Below are 17,937 nucleotides of genomic sequence, written 5' to 3' on the forward strand. Positions count from 1 at the left end.
CGGTTATTCGGCGGCCTGAAGGTGGTCGGCCTCGTCGCTGTCTATGGTCACCGGCTCATCGGAGGACGGATCCGCATCGTCGGCGAGGAAGGCCGGCAGCTCGGCGGCATCGCCGTCGAGAGCCGCCTCGTCCGACATCTCGCTGGCGGCCGCGTCGCCTGCATCGGCAGACACTTCATCGATCTCAACGCGCAGCGGCTCTGGCAGCCAGTTCGAGCCTTCGAGAAGACGGGCAGCTTCACGGGCCATGATGTCCTTCTTCATGTGGTCGATCAGCTGCGCGGAGTCTGCGCCACGCGCTTCACGGACAGCCTGTAGAATCCGCGCCTTGGTGAGCCGCCCGAGGAACTCGACAGTGGGCGTCCACCCGGCGTCGACCATGTCGAACTGGAGCGAGCGGCCAAGCACGTCTACATGCTCGAGCGCCTTCGCTCGCCTGTTCCAGGGTTCGACCACCGCATTGAGGGTCAGCGAGACGCAGTGCGCGAAAAGCGCCTTGCGGCTTGCTTCATCGAGGCCGAGAAGGAAGTCCCACAGGCCTTCCGCCTCATCGGGCAAATCGCGGTCCCAGGCTTCGTGCCGCTCGGCGATCTCCTTGGCCCAGGAGGTCTCGGCAAGACCGTCAACCTGGCTGAAGCTGCCGCTCTTCATGCTGATCTCCAGGCACGTGTTCGGCGCGAAGCGATAGAAGACCTGCAAGACGAAGGCATGGAGTGCGGCGATGATGGCGATATCGACGTCGCCGGCGAGCGCGTTGCGTAGCGCCAGCGTGCGCTGCGCCGTCAGGTCGAAGACGAGCCGATCAGGGAGGGGCTTGATGCCATCGTCCTCGCCGTCGTCGCCAGAGGCGTCGTTCACCGGCTGGCCGTTGAGGACAACGCCATCGCCGTCGTCGTCGCCATTGGATCGGGTTTGGCCTTCGGTGCCCCCTTCCTCGCCCTCATCGACGTCGCTGGTTTCGGGCCGCGGCTCGTCCTCGGACCGAACGAAACCGGCGTCGACCTGGAGCTTGCCGTTCGCGGCAAGCATAACGAACACCCCGGCAATGGTCTTCTGGGCGAAATCGTAGCTTTGAGGACGATCATCGATCGCATCGAGCTCGGCACCCAGCTGGTCAAGCTTCGCCTCGATTGCCTCGTCGGTCTCCTCTGCCTTGGCATAGTCCGCATCCAGCTTGTCGTATTCTGCCTTCAGCGCGTCGTAGCGTTCGATCTCCTCGGCGCTGAGCTCCTGCGCCTCGGCGTAGATGCGCCGCATTCCGGAGGTGTGGCCATAGGGAAAGCTGATCGCCGCCTCCACCCATTTCCAGCCTTCAGCGCGGATCGCCTCGGCATCCACCTTCAGCCTGTCGACGACAAGCTGCTCGAGGAGTGCGGCATCCTGGTACCAGCCACCGGAATCCTGCTCGAACAGGTCGCGCAGGATAACGCCGCCGGCCGCCTCATAGGCTTCGGCACCGACATAGACGGCCCGGCGATCATCGGCCCGCACAGTCGTCTCCGTCAGCAGGCGCCTGATGTAGTATGGTTCCTGCATGTGCGAGCTGGAAATCCGCTCCCAGACCTGCTCCTGGCGCGCGTGATCGTCCGAGATCGAAAACGCCATGATCTGTTCGAGTCGGATTTCGTCCTTCTCGTAGAGCTCGAGAAGCTTTGGCGATACCGATGCCAGCCGCAGACGCTGTCTCACTGTGGCCGGCGACACGAAAAAGCGGGCGCCGATCTCGTCCGGATCGAGGCCCTGGTCGCTGAGTGTCTTGAAGGCCCGAAACTGGTCGAGCGGGTGCAGGTCGGCGCGCCGCAGGTTTTCAGCAAGCGAATCTTCCTCGGCCGAGGTCTCCTGCGCGCGGTTGACGATGCAGGGGATTGGCTCGTTCTTCGCCAGGCGTTTTTGCTTGATCAGGATGCCGAGCGCGAGATAACGCCGGCCGCCAGCGGGCACCTCAAAAGTGTCGGTCTCCTCGCCCTCACTATCGAGCACGGGACGGACGTTCAGACTCTGGATCAACTTTCGCCGTCCGATATCTTCGGCCAGCTGTTCGATCGACACGCCGTCCTTGATACGCCGGACATTTTTCTGCGACAACATTAGCTTGTCGTAGGGAATGTTCTCCGCGGCGTTCATCGCGATCTTCTGAATGGCGTTCTTTGCCATGGTCAGGTTCTCCATGACGGGCGGCCCGGGGCCTCTCCCCGAACCTCCAAGCCCGTCAAAAACCCTCCCCTCCCCCCTCTGCCTCCCGGCCTCACGCCGACCTGGCCCCGGCCCGCGGATCTCGACGCGACCGAGCCGCCCGAGGGGCCTCCAGCATGTTGGGCACCGGGCTCTATCCACGAAAAAAGCGCCGTCCCCCTGCTTAGGAGGACCGCGCTGGAATTGATGGAGACGGCCCGGAGGCGAGGCCGGCGGCGAGAGTTTTCGTAGCCGGCCTGCGGAGGATCATGCGGCGAAGTCGAGAAGCTTCTTGGCTTTGCCTTCCATGTCCAGGCGGACGTCCTGATGCGGCTTGTCGCGCGCGACCCGCGTGATGCCCTGCACGAAATCAAAGATCGATTCCGGCGGTCTCCCTTCCTCCATGAGAACAGTATCGATGATCTTCGTGGTCTCGGACTTGGAGAAGCCGCGCTTGCGCAGGAAGTTTTGGCGGTCTTCGTCATCTCGGGCAACGATCCGTTGCCGCGCAGTCTTGATGCCGTTGACGAACGGCAGGGGTGACGAATCGGCAAACTGGATCAAGGCCGGCTCGGCTTCCAGGGCGAAACGGGAGGCCGCGTATTTCGAATGGCGGATGGTGATTTCTTCGAAATCTTCCACGCCCCACAGATTGCGATTCTGACAAACTGCGCGCAGATAGAAGCTGGCGATGCCGAGGGTGCGGGCTCCGACTTCGGAATTCCAGCAGTAGAAGCCGCGGAAATAGAGATCCGGTTCCCCATTTGGCAGCCGTCCGGCCTCGATCGGGTTCAGATCGTCGACGAGGAACACAAAGACATCGCGGTCTGACGCGTAGAGCGTCGTGGTGTCGCGGGAGTTGTCGACGTGCGGATTGTAGATACCTGTCGACCAGTCGAGCACACCGGGCACCTTCCAACGCGTGTCGCCGGTACCGTTGCCGGCGATCTTCTGCACGGCGTCGACCAGTTCTGAGTCAAATATTCTGCCGTAATCCGGGCCCGTCACCGCCCGCAACTCGAGGCGTCCGTTCTCGATTTCCAGCGTCTTCACCTGTTCAGCGCGGTGATTGAGGAGACCGTGCTGAAGGTTGATCGCCGCGAGCGGGGCTGGAAGCTGACGCAGATAGGTGGCTGGCGCGCCGACCAGGCTGGCAAGCTGGCCAAAACTCCAATGCGTGGGGGCAACAGGGGCGGGCGCATCGGGCAGCATTAGCCTCAGACGCTCCGGATCGTCACGGCTGGCCTCGATGCGGATCAGCTCACTTTCGACGATGCGGGTCTTGCTGCGCTCCGACCGGCTCTTCACCGCATTTCCAAGGTCATTGAGCGACAGGTATCGCTCATCCGCCGGCCGGTTGAACCATTCTGACGACACGCGGCCAATACGCTGGCCGCGGCTGAGGTCGACCTTGTATCCGGCACGCTCGTTGCGCTTTGGCGCAAGAATTTCCATTTGGGTCATGGTTGTAGCTCCTCGGCGGACGCCGTGAGACTCTCTCCCGGACCTTTACCCGCCACCGCACCCCGCCCGCCCTCTTTCTCTCCCGGCACCCGCGCGCCACTAGCAGCGTCGCCATTGCAGCAGCGGCCGCCTCAAGGCTGGCACCGTCCAGGAAAGCCCGAGCCTAAGACCAGGCGCCGCTTCACCTTCCGGACACGTCAGAATTCGCTGTGCTTCCTTGCGCAACAAGACCGGTGCCCATCCGAATTCAGGTAGCGGCGTGCTGAAATTGGACAGGCAACTTGTATTGAGATTGGGCAACCGTCAGTTCTGTTCTGGCCCTAGCCACGAATGTATAAATTGACCCAACGTCATGATACGCGAAGACCGTGTCACGGTCGGAATTGAGAGTGCAATTGCATGTCGAGCAGGTTCGTCCGGCCCGTGGTGGTGCAAGTTGGCCGGCATGACCGTGAGCGCGTCATATTCGATGTGAACGACGCAGCGACGATCCTGCTGCGGAGTCTCCCTCATCAGACGAACAAGCGAAAACTGGCTATGGATGCATGTCTTCAGGTTCTGCGTGGTGAAGCACAGCCGCCGGTAGCTAGACGGGCCTTCGTTGTAGCGGCGTTAGAAGCGAAAATCCTACGCAGCGACTGAGGCCGAAGCGGAACATCGCGCCTCTCGACAACGGGCAGGTAGACCGGCAATATCTACCTCGATCGGAGATGGCATATGCGAAATTTGCCGAGCGACATCGATGCTGACGTTGTGATCGAAGTCAGTCGGCTTATCGATGATGCCGAGGATCTCTTGCCTTTGCCGGTGCACGAACTGGTCAAGCGGATTCGTACGATACTGCAGACCCGCCTTTCCGACCAAGCTATCGAAGAACTGGTGGTCGAGATGGCATCGACACGCGGGTTGCCCATGGTCTTCGACAATCCTGCAGAATAGTCAATTCTTCCACATCTCTTGTGAAAATATCGGCAAAAGCAGGCGGCGAATTGCCATTGTCCTTCGAATGACCGGAGAGAATGGCAGGCCGAGAAACGGCCTTAGGTCAGTCTTCGCCAGCCGGGCTGGCGAATATAAGCCATCGGCTTAACCGCTCTGACCATGGCTCTCAATTCACCGATGAAGTGGCAACGCGATACTGCCCAATTCTGGCTGCGAGATCGCGCAATCACCGCCGGGCCTCGTCACCTCAGTTTACCCGTTTCTCGCGCGCAAGAAAAAGGCCGGACCAAGGTCCGGCCAGGTATGAAGGTTAAAACCTCCAGAGGGGAACGCGCCGGACGAATGGGAGGAAACATCCGACGCACCGCGCATATGGGTCAGCAAAGGTGACACTTCAACAACATGCCGGTAGGCCACCAGACCTGTCCTCTTGGTGCACTGAAGCTTGCGTGCTTGATGCGATTGCCAATTTGAGTGCCTGGTTCAGCCAGCCTTGCTCAGGTTGCCGGCAGACGATTTACCCGTCCGCCGATCCTGTTCTATCTCGTAGTTGACCTTCTGGCCGTCAGCAAGCGTCGATAGGCCAGCGCGCTCGACAGCAGAAATATGGACAAACACGTCCTGTCCACCACCGTCGGGTTGAATGAAGCCAAAGCCCTTGGTCGCGTTGAACCACTTTACCGTTCCAGTCGCCATAAAGGTGTTTCCTTGCCGTAAGTGTCTACCTGTCCGCTGGCCGACCGCACTGGCCGCAGCTGTTTCAGATACATGCAGCAAATGGCCCTCATAGCAAGTCTTTGGGCCTGTTTGACGACCTTTTGGCGCCAAGCGGTGGGGGCGCTAACGCCACCTTGATAATTGAGCAGTGCCAGCATCGTATGCTTGGAAACAAGACTCTCGGAATACTGCCCCACCCTTGTGCCTTGTCGGTCAGACGCGCGGACAACCACCAAGACTGCTGCTGGTCGACGAAACCAACGACCCAAAAGGCCGCATTGGCTTTGAGCTGGGCGCAAAGCGACAAGCTGCGGGATCGGCGATCGTCATCCCGTCATCTTCGCCATCGCGCCGTTCGCCTTGAGCGCCGCCATCAGCATCGGCCCGACAGAGAACTGCCCTGACGTCGCCTTTTCGGTCAGTACCCGCAAATAGCCGCCGGCCGAGTTGATGTGCTGCGCCCTTTGCAGAATGCAGGCAATCACGATCGCCGCGATCTCTTGGCCCATCACATGGCACGCCTCCTCATACGCAGACGGCGAAACGCCCAGATATCCCCGCACCTGGGCGGCCGTTATCATGAGATCGCGCCAATTGCCGATCCCGTCGACGGCATAATCCGCAATTTCGGGGCAAGCCTTCAGCACCATCCCTAGTGGGTATGTTTTCGGCGCCTCTGCGGTCCTCGTACTGGGCGCGACCGTCGCCCCGCTTTTCTCTAAAGCAGGTTCAAATTCAAAAATAGAGTCGGTATTTGAATCAGATTGCTGCCGCTCGTTTTGGGAGTCATTGCCGCTCGAATACGTGGATTTCATATGGATTTCCAGCAGCTTATCCACATCATCCCGCAAGGCGGCCATCTCGGCAACGATAGGCTCGATCTCGGCAACGCAAGCTCGGCGCGGAATTGCCTCCACAACGCCGCGGAAACGCTTCCACAGGCCTCCCCAGTCGCCCGGGGCATCTTCGTCAAGGGCCGCCTCTATCAGCTTGTGGATGTCACGGCGGTGCAAGGTGATCCGCTCGCGCATAAGCCTGAGCGCCCGGTTGTCGGCACGAACACGCTCGGCAGCCGCCTCGATCTCGTAAGCACGGGCCAGCAGCGGCGCCAGGGAGAAGCCGAATGCTTCCTCGATCTCCCCTCCCCGGCCCTTGCGGGCGTAACGCTTGCCGTTCGGGCTATCCCGACGGATGATCAGCCCGCAGTCAACAAGAGCCGCCAGGTGGCGCCTGACTGTGGGCTCGGGCATTCCGTGCGCCCTGAGCGACAGCTGTGCGTTCGAGGGAAAGACGATGAGGTCGTTTTCCTCACTCAATTCGCTGTCAGGATAGAATGATAGCAACGCATTCAAGACGGCCAGCGCACGATCGCCGATGCCGACGATGCTCTTGCCCTCGCAGAGGTTGCGGTAGATCTGCCATTTGTCGACGACCCTGCCCTTGGGGATTTCACGTGAATCGTTTTGCGCTGCCAGCATGGCAAGCGACATCGGCCGCCGCCCGAAGGGCGTCGTTGCAATACCCGTCTCCATTTTCTTTCACCCTCTATCAGGCAAAAGAAATCCGCTCGCCAAAACGACGCCAATGACTCTTGACAGTGATTCGTGGAGATGCGATTCTCAGAGTGCTTAGTTCAGAGAGAGGCTTCCACGGCTTGCCGTTTGGGGGCCTTTTTCTTTTGCGGTTTCAGACTCCTTGTTTCATGGTGGACTTCCGAAAGGCCTCGAACAGGTCGTCCAGTTGTCCGGCGATAAACGCTGCGAAACGCGATCCTTCAGCCTCTCCCACCGCAATCATGGTAGTTTTTCCGTTGTCTTTGAGGCTGACGCTGACTGTTTTGTCTGGAGCAGCCCAGGATTTCAGAGCAATCTTGGGCTTTGATGGCTTGGCCGGACCCGCAGGTTCTTTGATCGCATTATGATCCAATGGTAGCGTCTCAAGCAGAATAATGAATCTTTCGTCGGACGTTGCCTCACGAAATTTGTTTTTGCGAATAAAGGCTTTTGCGAGTGAGCCGTCGACTGAATAGCGGTTCGAGAATTCTTGCCATCGTCCTCGACCAATCCCGGGAGCTTTACCAATCGATTGCAGTATCTCCTTGTCGACCGAGGAGGCGATTTTGATCATCTCGGAGACATGCGATTTTCCTGTCGACAACGAAGCGCAGATGGTGTCCCGTTTGTACCCCGCTTCCTGCTGTGCAAGCGCAAAAGCGCACTTTTCAATGTATGAAAGGTCCTCTCGAGCGGTGTTTTCTTCGCCTTGGAAAATGACTGCTTGTTCATCAGTTAACTCGCGGACGGCCGCTTTGAAGCCGATCCCAAGCTGCTTAGCTGCGGCAAGTCGTCTGCGACCATAGACGATTTGAAACTCGCCATCCTTGCCTTGTACTGGCCGAACCAATCCAGGCACAATTTGACCGCGCTCCCGCATGGATTCTGTGATCTCAGCAATGGCGGAAATTTCGTAGGCGTCATCATATCGATCGGTGATAGATGACGGCCGTATTTTGTCGGGATCGAGTTCAATGATCTGTTCGCCTGACTTCAGTAACTTGTCGGCGATATCGCTACGCTCTTGCATTTGGCGAACACCAGCCGCCACCTTCATCAGGTGCGGCGACGACGTGCGGCGGCTAACGCCCTCCTCCGTATTCTCTTCCCCGAGTTGCCCCAAAACAGCAGCAAACATGCCCTTAGAATCTTTACGGCTCACTGTTCACGCCTCCATGCCATTGTGATGAGGCTTTCTATTTCCGCGTTCGCGGCGTTGATCGATTCGATTGCACGATCATAAGTTTTAGGTGCCGAGAACCTCGATCGTTGCACTTCATAGAGGCTCTGCTTCCACGTAAGAGCGTCCGCAACCGCAGTGGATTTGGAGACCGAATTCAGAAGTAAATCCTCGCCAAACACTTGGCGCATTAAGGCCTGCATGTTGGCTTGCGGGTGGTCGTTGGCCTCAAACTTTGTGATGAGGAATTTGGCGAAATCCCAATGTGCGCCTGCACCAGCCTCATCCAGGATTTGCATATAAGATGCGGCCAGCTCCAAAAACTTCCCTGTGGAGTCGACATCGAGCATATGCGCTGGAACTGGGATTAGGACACCGGTAGCGGCAGTGAGTGACGAAAGCGTCAGGAAATTGAGTGACGGCGCACAGTCGAGAAGAACGATATCGTAGCTGTCGACGATCTGTTCGAGGGCCTGTGACACTCGAAGCAGGAAACTGGTTCCTCCGCTCTTGCGCATTTCAAGGGTAACGGCCGTTTCGAATTCTGTCAGCTCAAGACCGGCGCAGATGACATCGAATCCGATGATATGCGTCTGATGAATGATCTTTTCCGTTGGCACCGGATCATCAAACCGAATCGCCGAGTAAAGGGTGTCACCTTCTCGGTAGTCAAATCCCGGTAACGCTCCTTGCAGACTTGTTAACGACGCTTGGGGATCCATATCGACTGCGAGAACGCGATATCCTCGTAGTGCCAACCAATGACCCAAGTGAATAGTGGTCGCTGTCTTGGACGATCCGCCTTTGAAGTTCGTGATCGCGATGATCTGGCAATCCTCGCCTTTAACACGACGAGGATTGATCCATTTCTTCCGTGCCTTTTCCGCCAGGTGCATCCGCAGGTCCAGTACCTGCTCCACAGAATATAGGCGCTTCCCGGTGGCCGTTGTCTCTGGCTCGGGTCCCTGCCCTTTTAAGGAGACCTGTCGTATGTAAGCTTCGGTCACTCCCAGCAATGCTGCCACTTCAGTCGAAGTGAATTTGCGCATCGAGCGAACCGCGTCAGGAGGATACTGAGCCAGCGAGAGATTGTTGAGTGCCTTCTCGAGTTTCGTCGAGAAGGTATTCATGAACTGAAGGCTGCTTAGATGCCGCGTCACCCAGATTCTCCTCTTGCACCCAGCGCCTATTGATAGCGACTGTGGTTAACAAGCTGTTAACGCCACGCCAACTACGCCAACTTTTCGAATTACGCGGTTTTTCCGTTACTGGGGTTATGCCCGATTCGGAGAAGTCGGGCAAATGGACATAAGGCAGTTCCCAGATGGGAACTTTCGCTATCGCTGGCTCCACTATTCCGTCAAAATTGCGCATCAGGTGTTGAAAAATATAGCTATGAAGGTGGTCACGCAGCATGGGCGCACGGGCGAGTCCGTTGACCGCGTTGTTCTGGTGAATTAGTCGACGTCGGTGTGCCGGTTGGCTCTAGCTTCCGCGGGCGGCGGCAAGCGAACTACAAAGGCGCGGGTAGCTTTCGGCGCCTGGAGACACGCCCGACATTGGTGCGGCGTCGAAATTCCCCTTGGTGACGGCAGGCACGGTTACTCGCGCAGTCCCTAGGGAGGTATCACATCCTTCGTCGGAGACGATCGGATGTGTTTGTGATGCAGCCCGGCCACGACCCTTCCGATGTCACTTCGGTAATCGCGCCTACCAGGCTGGCAAGTTAGACGCCCCACGGCCCCCTTCCCTGCAACAAGGCATTCCGCGCCAAGTGGTTCTCGAGAATGGCAACTCAACGGCTAGGATTCGTCTTAGGCAGCCCACGCGAGTTGACAGCAATCAGCCACCGTTTGACACGTGGGCGTCCTGTCCACGCGCTCCCCCCTCCAGTGCGTAGTCGATGAGGCAAGCAGGAGGCTGCAGCGGTCGCCAGGCGGCCTACCTCTGGGTCTAGACCAACGGTTGGCGAAGGATCCCGAGGACGCATCGAGAATGCAAACTTCTCGCATAACTCTTCGTCTCGCACTCACCACCCGCACTTTAAGTTCCCAGCTGGGAACAGGTCTCAAGTTGGAGGGATGCACGGCACCAAGAGACCCTGGACACTCATCAACTTTATGGTTGGGAATGTGGTTCTCGGGCGCATTGCCGCATCCCGAGTCACCTGCGGCTATAGGCGTACCGCACCCCACAAATCCTGACGCCATAGTTAGAACTCGAAACCAGTCACGCCGTCGCTGATACTTACGTGTCATCTCGGCACTGGCGTGGCAGCTGCTTTTTGCACATAGCGCTCGTGACCTCGGCCGAGGACGCGCGCAGCGAATGGCCAGAAAAAACCTTTGGCCGCGCTCGCCTCGGGAAAGACCCCCGCGCTCGCCGGCGGCCAAGGCGGCGCGTTTGACCAGCCGCGCCACCTCCTGATCGTTCAGCCGCTCAACTCCCACCGCCTTGCCCTGACCGGTGACGAAGCGGAAGAGGGAGCCATGCGCTATACGGGCCAGCTTCAGCCAGGTCTGCCAGGGCGACAACCGGGCAGCTGTCGGACGAGCCGCGACCAATTTCGACCTCGCGCCAGCCGGTCTTGCCCGCAACGTAACCAGCACGCCATGTCTGGAAAGAATTCAATCCAGCCGCGACCGTCGTCGGTTTGATCACGCGCAACACCAGGCCGACGATTTCGGATCGGCGCAAGCCACCGACTAAGCCCAAAAGGCGCATGGCACGGTCGCGCAGACCACGCAGTGTGCCGCGGTCGAGCGTTTCCCAGCATGGCGAAAAGATCATCGAGGAGGAGGGCTTCCCTTTGACGGGGGAGGCTGTTTGTTGCCGATGCGGGCGAGCACGGTGGCGATATGCCGGTCCTTTGGGTCGAGCGGTTGACCGCGAGGACATGCGGCGCTCGATGGTCGACACCGACTTGTTGTCCCTCTGCCGATCCCCAGGCCTGGGCCGTGATGTAGAGGCCGCCGATTTGTGGGTCTGGCGGCTGCGGATCAAACGACTGACGCCGGCAGCAGGCGCAAAAATCCTTCCAGTCGGCGGCATCGGCGCGACGGGTGTTTGCCGAACTTGCTTCCTCGACACAGTCGCGCGCACGGTCGGCTCAATCCGCGTACGCTAGGCGGCACTTCGAATTGGTTCGGTACCGAGCTTGAAAGTTGCCCAGAACTGCCATATCTTTTGCACAAGAAATATGACTCTCAATATGGTAGGATGAATTCTGTGGCCCACGCACTCAAGATCCCCGAGCAGAATGGACCTCTGATCTTGTCCTATATGGACCGGAACGGGAAGATTGCGATCGAGCAGGTCGCGGACGGTTTTGGCATGTCCAAGGGCCAGTTGGCCCAGACCGCCGGTCTTGCGCGCGAGACCCTTTATCGGTCAGAGCGCAGCGCTGCGGTAAAGACACAGGGGCGTCTGCGGGAAATGCTCGAGATCATCAGCCGCGTTACGGATTGGGCGGGTGGCAAGGAGCAGGCGATGGCTTGGTATCGGGCTCAGCCGCTTCCAGCATTTGGGGGACGCACCGCTGAGGCGCTGGTGAAGGACGGCAGGGCCGCTGCGGTCCGTGATTATCTCGATCACATGGCCGTTGGCGGGTTTGCGTGAGGTTCGTCAGAACCTGCTACCGGGCACACGATCCACGCTGGGCTTTCAAGCCGACTTCCGGTGAAGGAGCGGCGATCAGAGGTGCGCGATTCAATCCCAAAGGTGTGCCGGCGCTCTATCTCGCGTTGACCCTTATGACGGCGATCAAGGAAGCCAATCAGGGCTTCGCGCAGCGGATCGATCCGTGCGTGCTTTGCTCCTATGAGATCGATTGTGACGACATCGCGGATCTGACAACGGAAGAGGGGAGGGCAGAGTTTTCTGTGACGCTCGAAGAGATGGCCTGCGCCTGGGCGACGGCTCTTAGCGACAGAGAGCGCCCGGCGTCCTGGTCCATCTACGACCGGCTGCGGCCTCGAAATATTGCCGGCATTGTGGTTCCGAGCTTTGCGCCGAGCGCCGAGATGGAGGATCGCAACCTGGTCCTTTGGGACTGGGGTCCGGATCTGCCGCACAAGGTAACTGTATTCGACCCGAGCGGCCGGTTGCCGAAGGACCAGCTATCCTGGCGATAACGCACGCTCGGCTCCGAAGGGCAGGGGAGTCTTTCGCCCTACAGGCCTGATGCCTTGGTGAGATTGACCCGGAAGCGGTCACGCCGTCGCTGGTACTTGCGTGTCATCTCCGCCGAGGTGTGGCCAAGCTGCTTCTGCACGTAACGCTCGTCGACCTCGGCCGAGGAGGCGAGCCCGGCGCGCAGTGAATGTCCGGAAAACTTCTGTCCCCGCTCGCCCTCGGAGAGATCGCCGCGCACGCCGGCGGCCAAGGCCGTGCGCTTGACCAACCGGGCCACCTCCTGATCGTTGAGCCGATCGACGCCGACCGTTTTACCCTGACCAGTAACACGGCGGAACAAGGGGCCATGCGCGATGCGGGCAAACCTCAGCCAGGTCTCGAGCGCGACAACCGGGCAGGTGGCGTCGGACGAACCGCGGCCGATCTCCACCTCGCGCCAGCCGGTCTTGCCGCGCAGTGTCACAAGAGCACCTTTGTCGAGCACCTCGACCCAGCCGCAGCCATCCTCGGTTTGATCGCGGGCAAGATCGAGGCCGACGATTTCGGAGCGGCGCAAGCCGCCTGCGAAGCCCAAAAGCAGCATGGCGCGGTCACGCAGGCCACGCAGCGTGCCGCGGTCGAGCGTCTCCAGCATGGCAACAAGATCGTCGCGCAGTACGGCCTCCTTCTGACGGGGCGGGGCGGCGTGCGTGTTGCGGATGCCGGCGAGCACGGTGGCGATATGACGGTCCTTCCGGTCAAGCGATTGGCCGCGCTGCGTGTAGTTCCAGGTCAGGGATGACAGGCGGCGCTCGATCGTCGCCACCGCCTTTTTGTCCCTTCCAGTGCCCGAAGCCTGCGCGGTGATATAGAGGCCAACGGTCTGCGGGTCCGGCCGCGATGGATCAAAAGACTGGCGCCGGCACCAGGCGCAAAAATGCTTCCAGTCGGCTGCGTAGGCGCGACGGGTGTTCGCCGAACTTGCTGCCTCGACATAATCGCGCGCACGGTCGGCGAGCTTTTCGAGATGCGTAGGCAACGATGTCTGTCGCGGGTCAAGGACCGGCGGGGGAGGGGAGGGGCCTTCATCCGGCCGCCCCATCTCCATGACGACGTCGACAATGTCCGGCAGGTCATCGGTGTCGATTGCGTCGGTGGACACCATCAAATTACGGGCTTTGCCCATCCAGCCTCGTCCATTCTACTCTCGCAGCAATGCGATTCTTACGAGCGAAGGTGCGGCCAAAGTCCGGAATTGTCCACCGCGAGCTGTGTGACGGAATAGCTGCGCGAATTGCCTCCGCTCCGGTCCTGGTATCGCATCAGCGGAGCGCAACGGGCCTTTCCGATCCAGGGATGGTCTCTCCTTGCTATCATGTTCAACATCCTTTATATTCCGTTCAACAGATGGAGATCCCAAGATGACCATACGTGGCGCAGCGACAGCCGCAAGCGAGGAGCGGATCGCCCACACCCGCAACCGTCTGGTGCTTGAGCAGGCGAGGGCGGTCGGCCTGCTTGGCGCGGCCAAGAACACACGCCTTTCCGGCAGGGTGCCGTCGGAATTGATCGAGGCGGCAAAGAAGCGCGCCCATGTGACCTCCGACACCGAACTGCTTGAGCTCGCCTTGTCGCGGCTGGCCCTCGAGGATGATTTTGGCGCCCGGCTCGTCGGCCGCAAGGGCAGCATCTCCGCGGACATCGATCTTGGCATTTGATCTAGGCGGCGCACTGCGGTCCCTAAAACCACAGCGGCGGAGCGCTGGGCTGGAACGGCGACCAGATTCCACCCTGTCCTGGGCAGGTGACCAGCCGCCTGTCGGCGGCGTATTGCTCCTCGACACCAGCGTCTATCTGGATGTCCTGCAGGGACGTACGCCCGAAGCGGTCGATAACCTTCTGACGTATCGGCTCTGTCACCACTCGGCCGTCTGCCTTGCCGAGCTCAGCCACGTGTTCGGCCGGCTCGACCCGGCGCACCCGACGACGAAGTCGGTCCTGGGAGCCGTTGCTGATACGATCGAGGATATTCCGGCGCACCGGCTGCATGCACCCGACGCCACCGCTTGGGGACGCGCCGGCATGCTGGCCGGCCTGTTGTTCCGGCTGAGCCATCTGCCGAAAGGGAAGGGGCATGAACGCCGCTTCCTCAACGATGCGCTGATCTTTCACCAGGCCGGTATGCTCGGGGCGACGGTCCTGACCGGCAATGTTGGCGATTTCGATTACCTCAGCCAGCTTGTTCCGTCGGTACGTGTGATCTTTTATCGGCCGGTGACAGGCTCGCGCCTGCCGCGTTGAAGCGTTAGGCGCTATCGTAGCCGTTACAGGAAAGACCGTCGCGCTGTAGGGATGGTCCGGAGGGTCGCTGGGCGTGAATTTTGGGCTTCTGCGCGACGAAAACGGCCCATTTCTCATGTAGAGCGCAAAACGAACGATAATGCAAGATTATCATTCGTTTCACCGCCCCGACAGGCTGTGCGCTTTGGCGCGAAAACGATAGCGCAAAGCGCACGGCCGCTTTACCCTCCAAAACCATGATTCGCCTCGATCCCGCGACCGCCAGCTCCGCCGCGCCGCCGATCGTGCCCACCTGGGCGCTCGCCGCCGGCGCCGCCAGCGACGCCGACGCCGCCTTCCAGGCCGGCGCCGCCCTGGCCGCGCTCGACACCCTTGCCTGGGCGCAGCCTGCCTGGGCCGGCGCCTGGCGGCAGCGGCTGGCGCTTCGCTGTGCCGCCGCCAGCATGCGGCTCGCCGGCCGCGCCGAGGATGCGGCCGCCCTGCGCGACGCCTGGCACCTGCGGCCGGTCGGCGTTGATCCCGGTCCCGCCGGCGCCATCCTTGGCGCCTGGCGACAGCTGGCCGGGCAGCCGCCCGTCACCGCCGATCGTTTCGCCAGGATCGTCGAGATGCTCGGACTCCACTGGGACGGTGCCGCGCTTGCCGCGCTTCGCGCGGAGGTCGATAACCTGGCAAAGTCGCAGCGGCCGGCGCCGTTCGCCGCCGCGGCGATCGCCGCTCACGTCGTCGCCATGCGGCCCGACTGCGAGCTTTTTGCCTGGTGGCTCGCTGACCTGGTGCTGGCGCAAAGCCTGCGCTGGCCGCGGCCGCTGCCGCTGCTGATGGCTCAGGTTTTTGCTTCGGTCTTTCGCGGCGAGGCCGGCGGCAGGCGCATCCGACCCGGGGACGAGAATTTTGAGCGGGCGGTTTGCCTGGCGCTGGTGGCGGCGGGGGCAGACGCCTGCCGGCTGGCCGCCGAGCTGTCGCGCCGCGCCGAAAAACTTCTGGCGGTGGCTCCAAAATTGCGCGCCAAGGGTGCCGGCGAGGTGATTTTTGCACTACTCAACGAAGATGCCGTTTCGGGCTCGCTGACGACGAAAAGCCTGTCGCGTTTTGCGGCGCGACGCCTGTTCGAGCGGCTGCAACAATTGGATGCCGTGCGCGAGCTTTCCGGCCGCACCACCTTTCGGCTGTTTGGGTTGTAGCGATGAGCGAAGCGTCTGCCCGCCGCAAGCCAAACGGTCAGCCAGCTTTGCTGGATACCGAGCTGGAGCACCTGCCGCCAGAACTGCGCTGGCGCGAATGGATGGGCCGCGTCGAAGCGGTGATCTTTGCCGCAAATGAACCGGTGAGACGCAGTGTCCTCGCGCGGGTGGTGGGAAGGAATTGCAATATCGAACTGATCATCGACGACATCCGCGCCGAACTCGCCGAGCGCCCCTACGAGCTGGTCGCCGTCGCCGGCGGCTGGCAGCACCGGACCAAGAAAATTTTTGGGGACACCATCCACGCCGCATTTGGCACGGCAGCGGGCGAGGGGGCAAAAGAACTGTCGCAGGCGGAGGCGCTGGTCTTGATGTGCATTGCCTATTTCCAGCCGATCACCCGTGGCGAGCTGTCCAGTTTTTTCGGCAAGGAGGTGTCGCGCGACCTGATCGGCGTGCTGCGCGGGCAGGACCTCATCGCCTCGGGGCCGCGCAGCCCGCAGCCGGGCGCGCCGTATACCTATGTGACGACCAAAAATTTTCTGTCGCAGTTCGGGCTCGACACGTTGCGCCAGCTGCCGGATTTCGAGGCGCTTGAGGACGCCGGGCTGCTGTCGAAGGAAAAACTGCTGGCTGGTGACATCATTCCAGGGTTTGCAGATATCGACGATGATGGCGCCAGCGCCGCGCTCGACGAATAGATGATCCCATCAAGGCGGGACAATCCACGCGATCTCGCCGCTCGTCAGATAGACGATTGCACCACGCACGGCGCCGGTCGCGGACAGATAATCACGCAGCTGCTGCACATGTGCTTCGCGCACAGCAGGTGTGGGATGAACGTCGGATTTCAGCTCAGCCTCACCCGGACATCTGCCGGAAAGCGGGCACTACATTGCCGAGGAAGCACCCGAGCAATCTGCTCGGCAACGTACTTTAGCATTGCGCGAGGCGGAGTTTCATCGGTCGCGAACACTCTTCCTGGATATCGCATCAGGCAGAGCTGAACGGCAAATCCGAGCTGATTGTGTTCTCGTCTGCGAAGTCCAATCGCAAGCCTGTCAGCCGACGACAACGAATAGTGGCGGATGAGGCCGTCCTCATCGGTTGGTATATCGAAAAGTCTCTGTCGATCCTGAACCTTGAGAAGCCGCCGTTTACCTGTCGCCCAACTCCTTCCACGACTAATCTGCCGGAAGCGTTGTCGAGTCGGACGGGCGACAAAATAGAAACTGAGTACCCTGCGATGGCAATCCACAGGGATCGGATGCTGCACGGCCGCACTACGGCAGAGTTCATGATCCGTTCGCCCTTAGCGTACGATTTCGCACTGCTCTTGTTCCGACCCCCTATTCAAGCGGCATTCGTGCGAACGACTAATGAAGCGGCGCCTTGTCGGCAGCGACCCTAGAAAGGCCGAGTGATTACAAGTGCAAGCCGCGAGCGGTCATCCCGCTGACCGTTCTGTACCAAGGTCTGCTGTCCTAGAATTGTGACCCTCGTTTATTCTTTGAAAATTGAATGTTGCTGCTCAAGATCTGAAAATATTTTCCCTATGCCACAAGACTCTAGGACGATGGCCATTGGTCAAGGCTACGCTGGGCACGCGACTGGCGCTAAACATTGCCCGGCTCACGCTACCCAAATGAGGCGACAGCAGTACGGAACCGTCGTCTTCAAAACTCACCAATCCGGCATCGAACGCAGCGTCCCAGTGTGCTGCTAGGAGAATTCCGTTGTGGACATCGAGCCGTTCTGCGTCGCTCACACAGGCTGCCCAAGGGACAATGTGTGAGGCGCGCAGCAATGCCGGATCATCGATCCCTGTAATCGGGCAACGTCCCTGCCAGTATTCCATCAGCGCGCGGCGAAAAATGTCCTGCCCGATCCGCTGGCGAACGATCCGTTCGGCCTCGGTCGCACCCAGTGTCGCCACCTCGTCTTCGAAACGTTTGAGCGGCGCGTTGGGAAGGCTGAGAGATAGTTGATAGATGCGGCTTAGGGCGACGCGCATCGCCTCTTGTTCCGAGAAAGCAAAGGCGGCGCGGCAAGCGCTGGGCATCGGCTCGACGCGCTCAGCTGCGAGTTCAACAGCGACCCCAGGGTGCTCCACAGCAATAAACCAGTGCGTTGGTGAAGCAGCCAACGCGATCTCGCCGTCAATCGTATAGGAACCAAAGAAGAGCCACCCGTCTGCACTGCCGCTGTCGCGGTGATAACCGTGGTTCGCGGCGGCTTCACGTAATTCGCTACCTTGTACGAAGGGTAGTGACCGGAACCGCTCGTTTGTCGTCAGAGTCATCTGGGACGC

General features: G+C 60.3%; 16 protein-coding genes and 2 pseudogenes. 8 read left to right on the top strand and 10 right to left on the bottom strand.

The window, feature by feature from the left end; genetic code table 11:
- Window positions 1-3: 3 nt before the first annotated feature.
- Window positions 4-2,154 (bottom strand): ParB/RepB/Spo0J family partition protein, encoded by a 2,151-nt coding sequence (locus AC1DPX_RS30755; RefSeq protein ID WP_477241483.1) that lies wholly within the window; start codon window positions 2,152-2,154, stop codon window positions 4-6.
- Between the two features lie 285 nt (window positions 2,155-2,439).
- A complete protein-coding gene (locus AC1DPX_RS30760) occupies window positions 2,440-3,636 on the bottom strand; it encodes a DUF932 domain-containing protein (protein ID WP_477241485.1) in 1,197 nt (398 codons plus the stop codon).
- Window positions 3,637-4,035: 399 nt separating this feature from the next.
- Here AC1DPX_RS30760 and AC1DPX_RS30765 point away from each other — a divergent pair, with 399 nt between their 5' ends.
- Window positions 4,036-4,278: a DUF982 domain-containing protein gene (locus AC1DPX_RS30765; protein WP_477241487.1), complete on the top strand. Its 243-nt coding sequence runs from the start codon at window positions 4,036-4,038 to the stop codon at window positions 4,276-4,278.
- A 75-nt stretch (window positions 4,279-4,353) separates the two neighbouring features.
- Window positions 4,354-4,575: a hypothetical protein gene (locus tag AC1DPX_RS30770; protein ID WP_057143289.1), complete on the top strand. Its 222-nt coding sequence runs from the start codon at window positions 4,354-4,356 to the stop codon at window positions 4,573-4,575.
- A 486-nt stretch (window positions 4,576-5,061) separates the two neighbouring features.
- Here AC1DPX_RS30770 and AC1DPX_RS30775 read toward each other — a convergent pair whose 3' ends face one another.
- From AC1DPX_RS30775 to AC1DPX_RS30795, 5 genes and pseudogenes are all read right to left on the bottom strand, one after another.
- Complete coding sequence (locus AC1DPX_RS30775; protein WP_057143290.1) at window positions 5,062-5,274, bottom strand: cold-shock protein; 213 nt, start codon at window positions 5,272-5,274, stop codon at window positions 5,062-5,064.
- 347 nt (window positions 5,275-5,621) lie between these two features.
- Window positions 5,622-6,827, bottom strand: coding sequence for a plasmid replication protein RepC (gene repC / locus AC1DPX_RS30780; protein WP_477241489.1), 1,206 nt, complete (start codon window positions 6,825-6,827; stop codon window positions 5,622-5,624).
- Between the two features lie 154 nt (window positions 6,828-6,981).
- On the bottom strand, window positions 6,982-8,010 hold the full coding sequence (gene repB, locus AC1DPX_RS30785) for a plasmid partitioning protein RepB (protein ID WP_181061394.1): 1,029 nt from the start codon (window positions 8,008-8,010) through the stop codon (window positions 6,982-6,984).
- Entirely contained in the window at window positions 8,007-9,188 is a 1,182-nt protein-coding gene (repA, locus tag AC1DPX_RS30790) for a plasmid partitioning protein RepA (RefSeq protein ID WP_477241491.1), read from the bottom strand. The genes repB and repA overlap by 4 nt, the downstream gene beginning before the upstream one ends.
- A gap of 1,038 nt (window positions 9,189-10,226) precedes the next feature.
- A pseudogene (locus tag AC1DPX_RS30795) lies at window positions 10,227-11,137 on the bottom strand (tyrosine-type recombinase/integrase); the annotation flags it as partial.
- 119 nt (window positions 11,138-11,256) lie between these two features.
- On the opposite strand from AC1DPX_RS30795, the gene AC1DPX_RS30800 reads away from it, so the two are divergent.
- Both AC1DPX_RS30800 and AC1DPX_RS30805 read left to right on the top strand, forming a co-directional pair.
- The gene (locus AC1DPX_RS30800) at window positions 11,257-11,646 is read left to right on the top strand and encodes an antitoxin Xre/MbcA/ParS toxin-binding domain-containing protein (RefSeq protein ID WP_407941787.1); all 390 of its coding nucleotides are present in this window, start codon (window positions 11,257-11,259) and stop codon (window positions 11,644-11,646) included.
- On the top strand, window positions 11,643-12,161 hold the full coding sequence (locus AC1DPX_RS30805) for an RES family NAD+ phosphorylase (protein ID WP_477241493.1): 519 nt from the start codon (window positions 11,643-11,645) through the stop codon (window positions 12,159-12,161). The genes AC1DPX_RS30800 and AC1DPX_RS30805 overlap by 4 nt, the downstream gene beginning before the upstream one ends.
- Before the next feature lie 38 nt (window positions 12,162-12,199).
- Here AC1DPX_RS30805 and AC1DPX_RS30810 read toward each other — a convergent pair whose 3' ends face one another.
- Window positions 12,200-13,327: a site-specific integrase gene (locus AC1DPX_RS30810; protein ID WP_477241495.1), complete on the bottom strand. Its 1,128-nt coding sequence runs from the start codon at window positions 13,325-13,327 to the stop codon at window positions 12,200-12,202.
- A 235-nt stretch (window positions 13,328-13,562) separates the two neighbouring features.
- Between AC1DPX_RS30810 and AC1DPX_RS30815 the strand changes: the two genes are divergently transcribed.
- The 4 genes from AC1DPX_RS30815 (at window position 13,563) to scpB (ending at window position 16,327) form a co-directional block, all read left to right on the top strand.
- Window positions 13,563-13,859 (top strand): hypothetical protein, encoded by a 297-nt coding sequence (locus tag AC1DPX_RS30815; protein WP_111543956.1) that lies wholly within the window; start codon window positions 13,563-13,565, stop codon window positions 13,857-13,859.
- Complete coding sequence (locus tag AC1DPX_RS30820; RefSeq protein WP_477241497.1) at window positions 13,849-14,442, top strand: type II toxin-antitoxin system VapC family toxin; 594 nt, start codon at window positions 13,849-13,851, stop codon at window positions 14,440-14,442. Before AC1DPX_RS30815 ends, AC1DPX_RS30820 begins: the two co-directional genes overlap by 11 nt.
- Window positions 14,443-14,678: 236 nt before the next feature.
- Window positions 14,679-15,626, top strand: coding sequence for a DUF1403 family protein (locus AC1DPX_RS30825; RefSeq protein ID WP_477241499.1), 948 nt, complete (start codon window positions 14,679-14,681; stop codon window positions 15,624-15,626).
- Window positions 15,627-15,628: 2 nt separating this feature from the next.
- Window positions 15,629-16,327, top strand: a complete 699-nt coding sequence (gene scpB, locus AC1DPX_RS30830) for an SMC-Scp complex subunit ScpB (protein ID WP_477241501.1) — start codon at window positions 15,629-15,631, stop codon at window positions 16,325-16,327.
- Window positions 16,328-16,542: 215 nt separating this feature from the next.
- Here scpB and AC1DPX_RS30835 read toward each other — a convergent pair.
- Both AC1DPX_RS30835 and AC1DPX_RS30840 read right to left on the bottom strand, forming a co-directional pair.
- A pseudogene (locus AC1DPX_RS30835) lies at window positions 16,543-16,815 on the bottom strand (DUF4158 domain-containing protein); the annotation flags it as partial.
- 342 nt (window positions 16,816-17,157) lie between these two features.
- Window positions 17,158-17,928, bottom strand: a complete 771-nt coding sequence (locus AC1DPX_RS30840; RefSeq protein ID WP_477241503.1) for an HNH endonuclease — start codon at window positions 17,926-17,928, stop codon at window positions 17,158-17,160.
- Between the last annotated feature and the right edge of the window lie 9 nt (window positions 17,929-17,937).

Source organism: Mesorhizobium sp. 01N446, assembly GCF_056399285.1.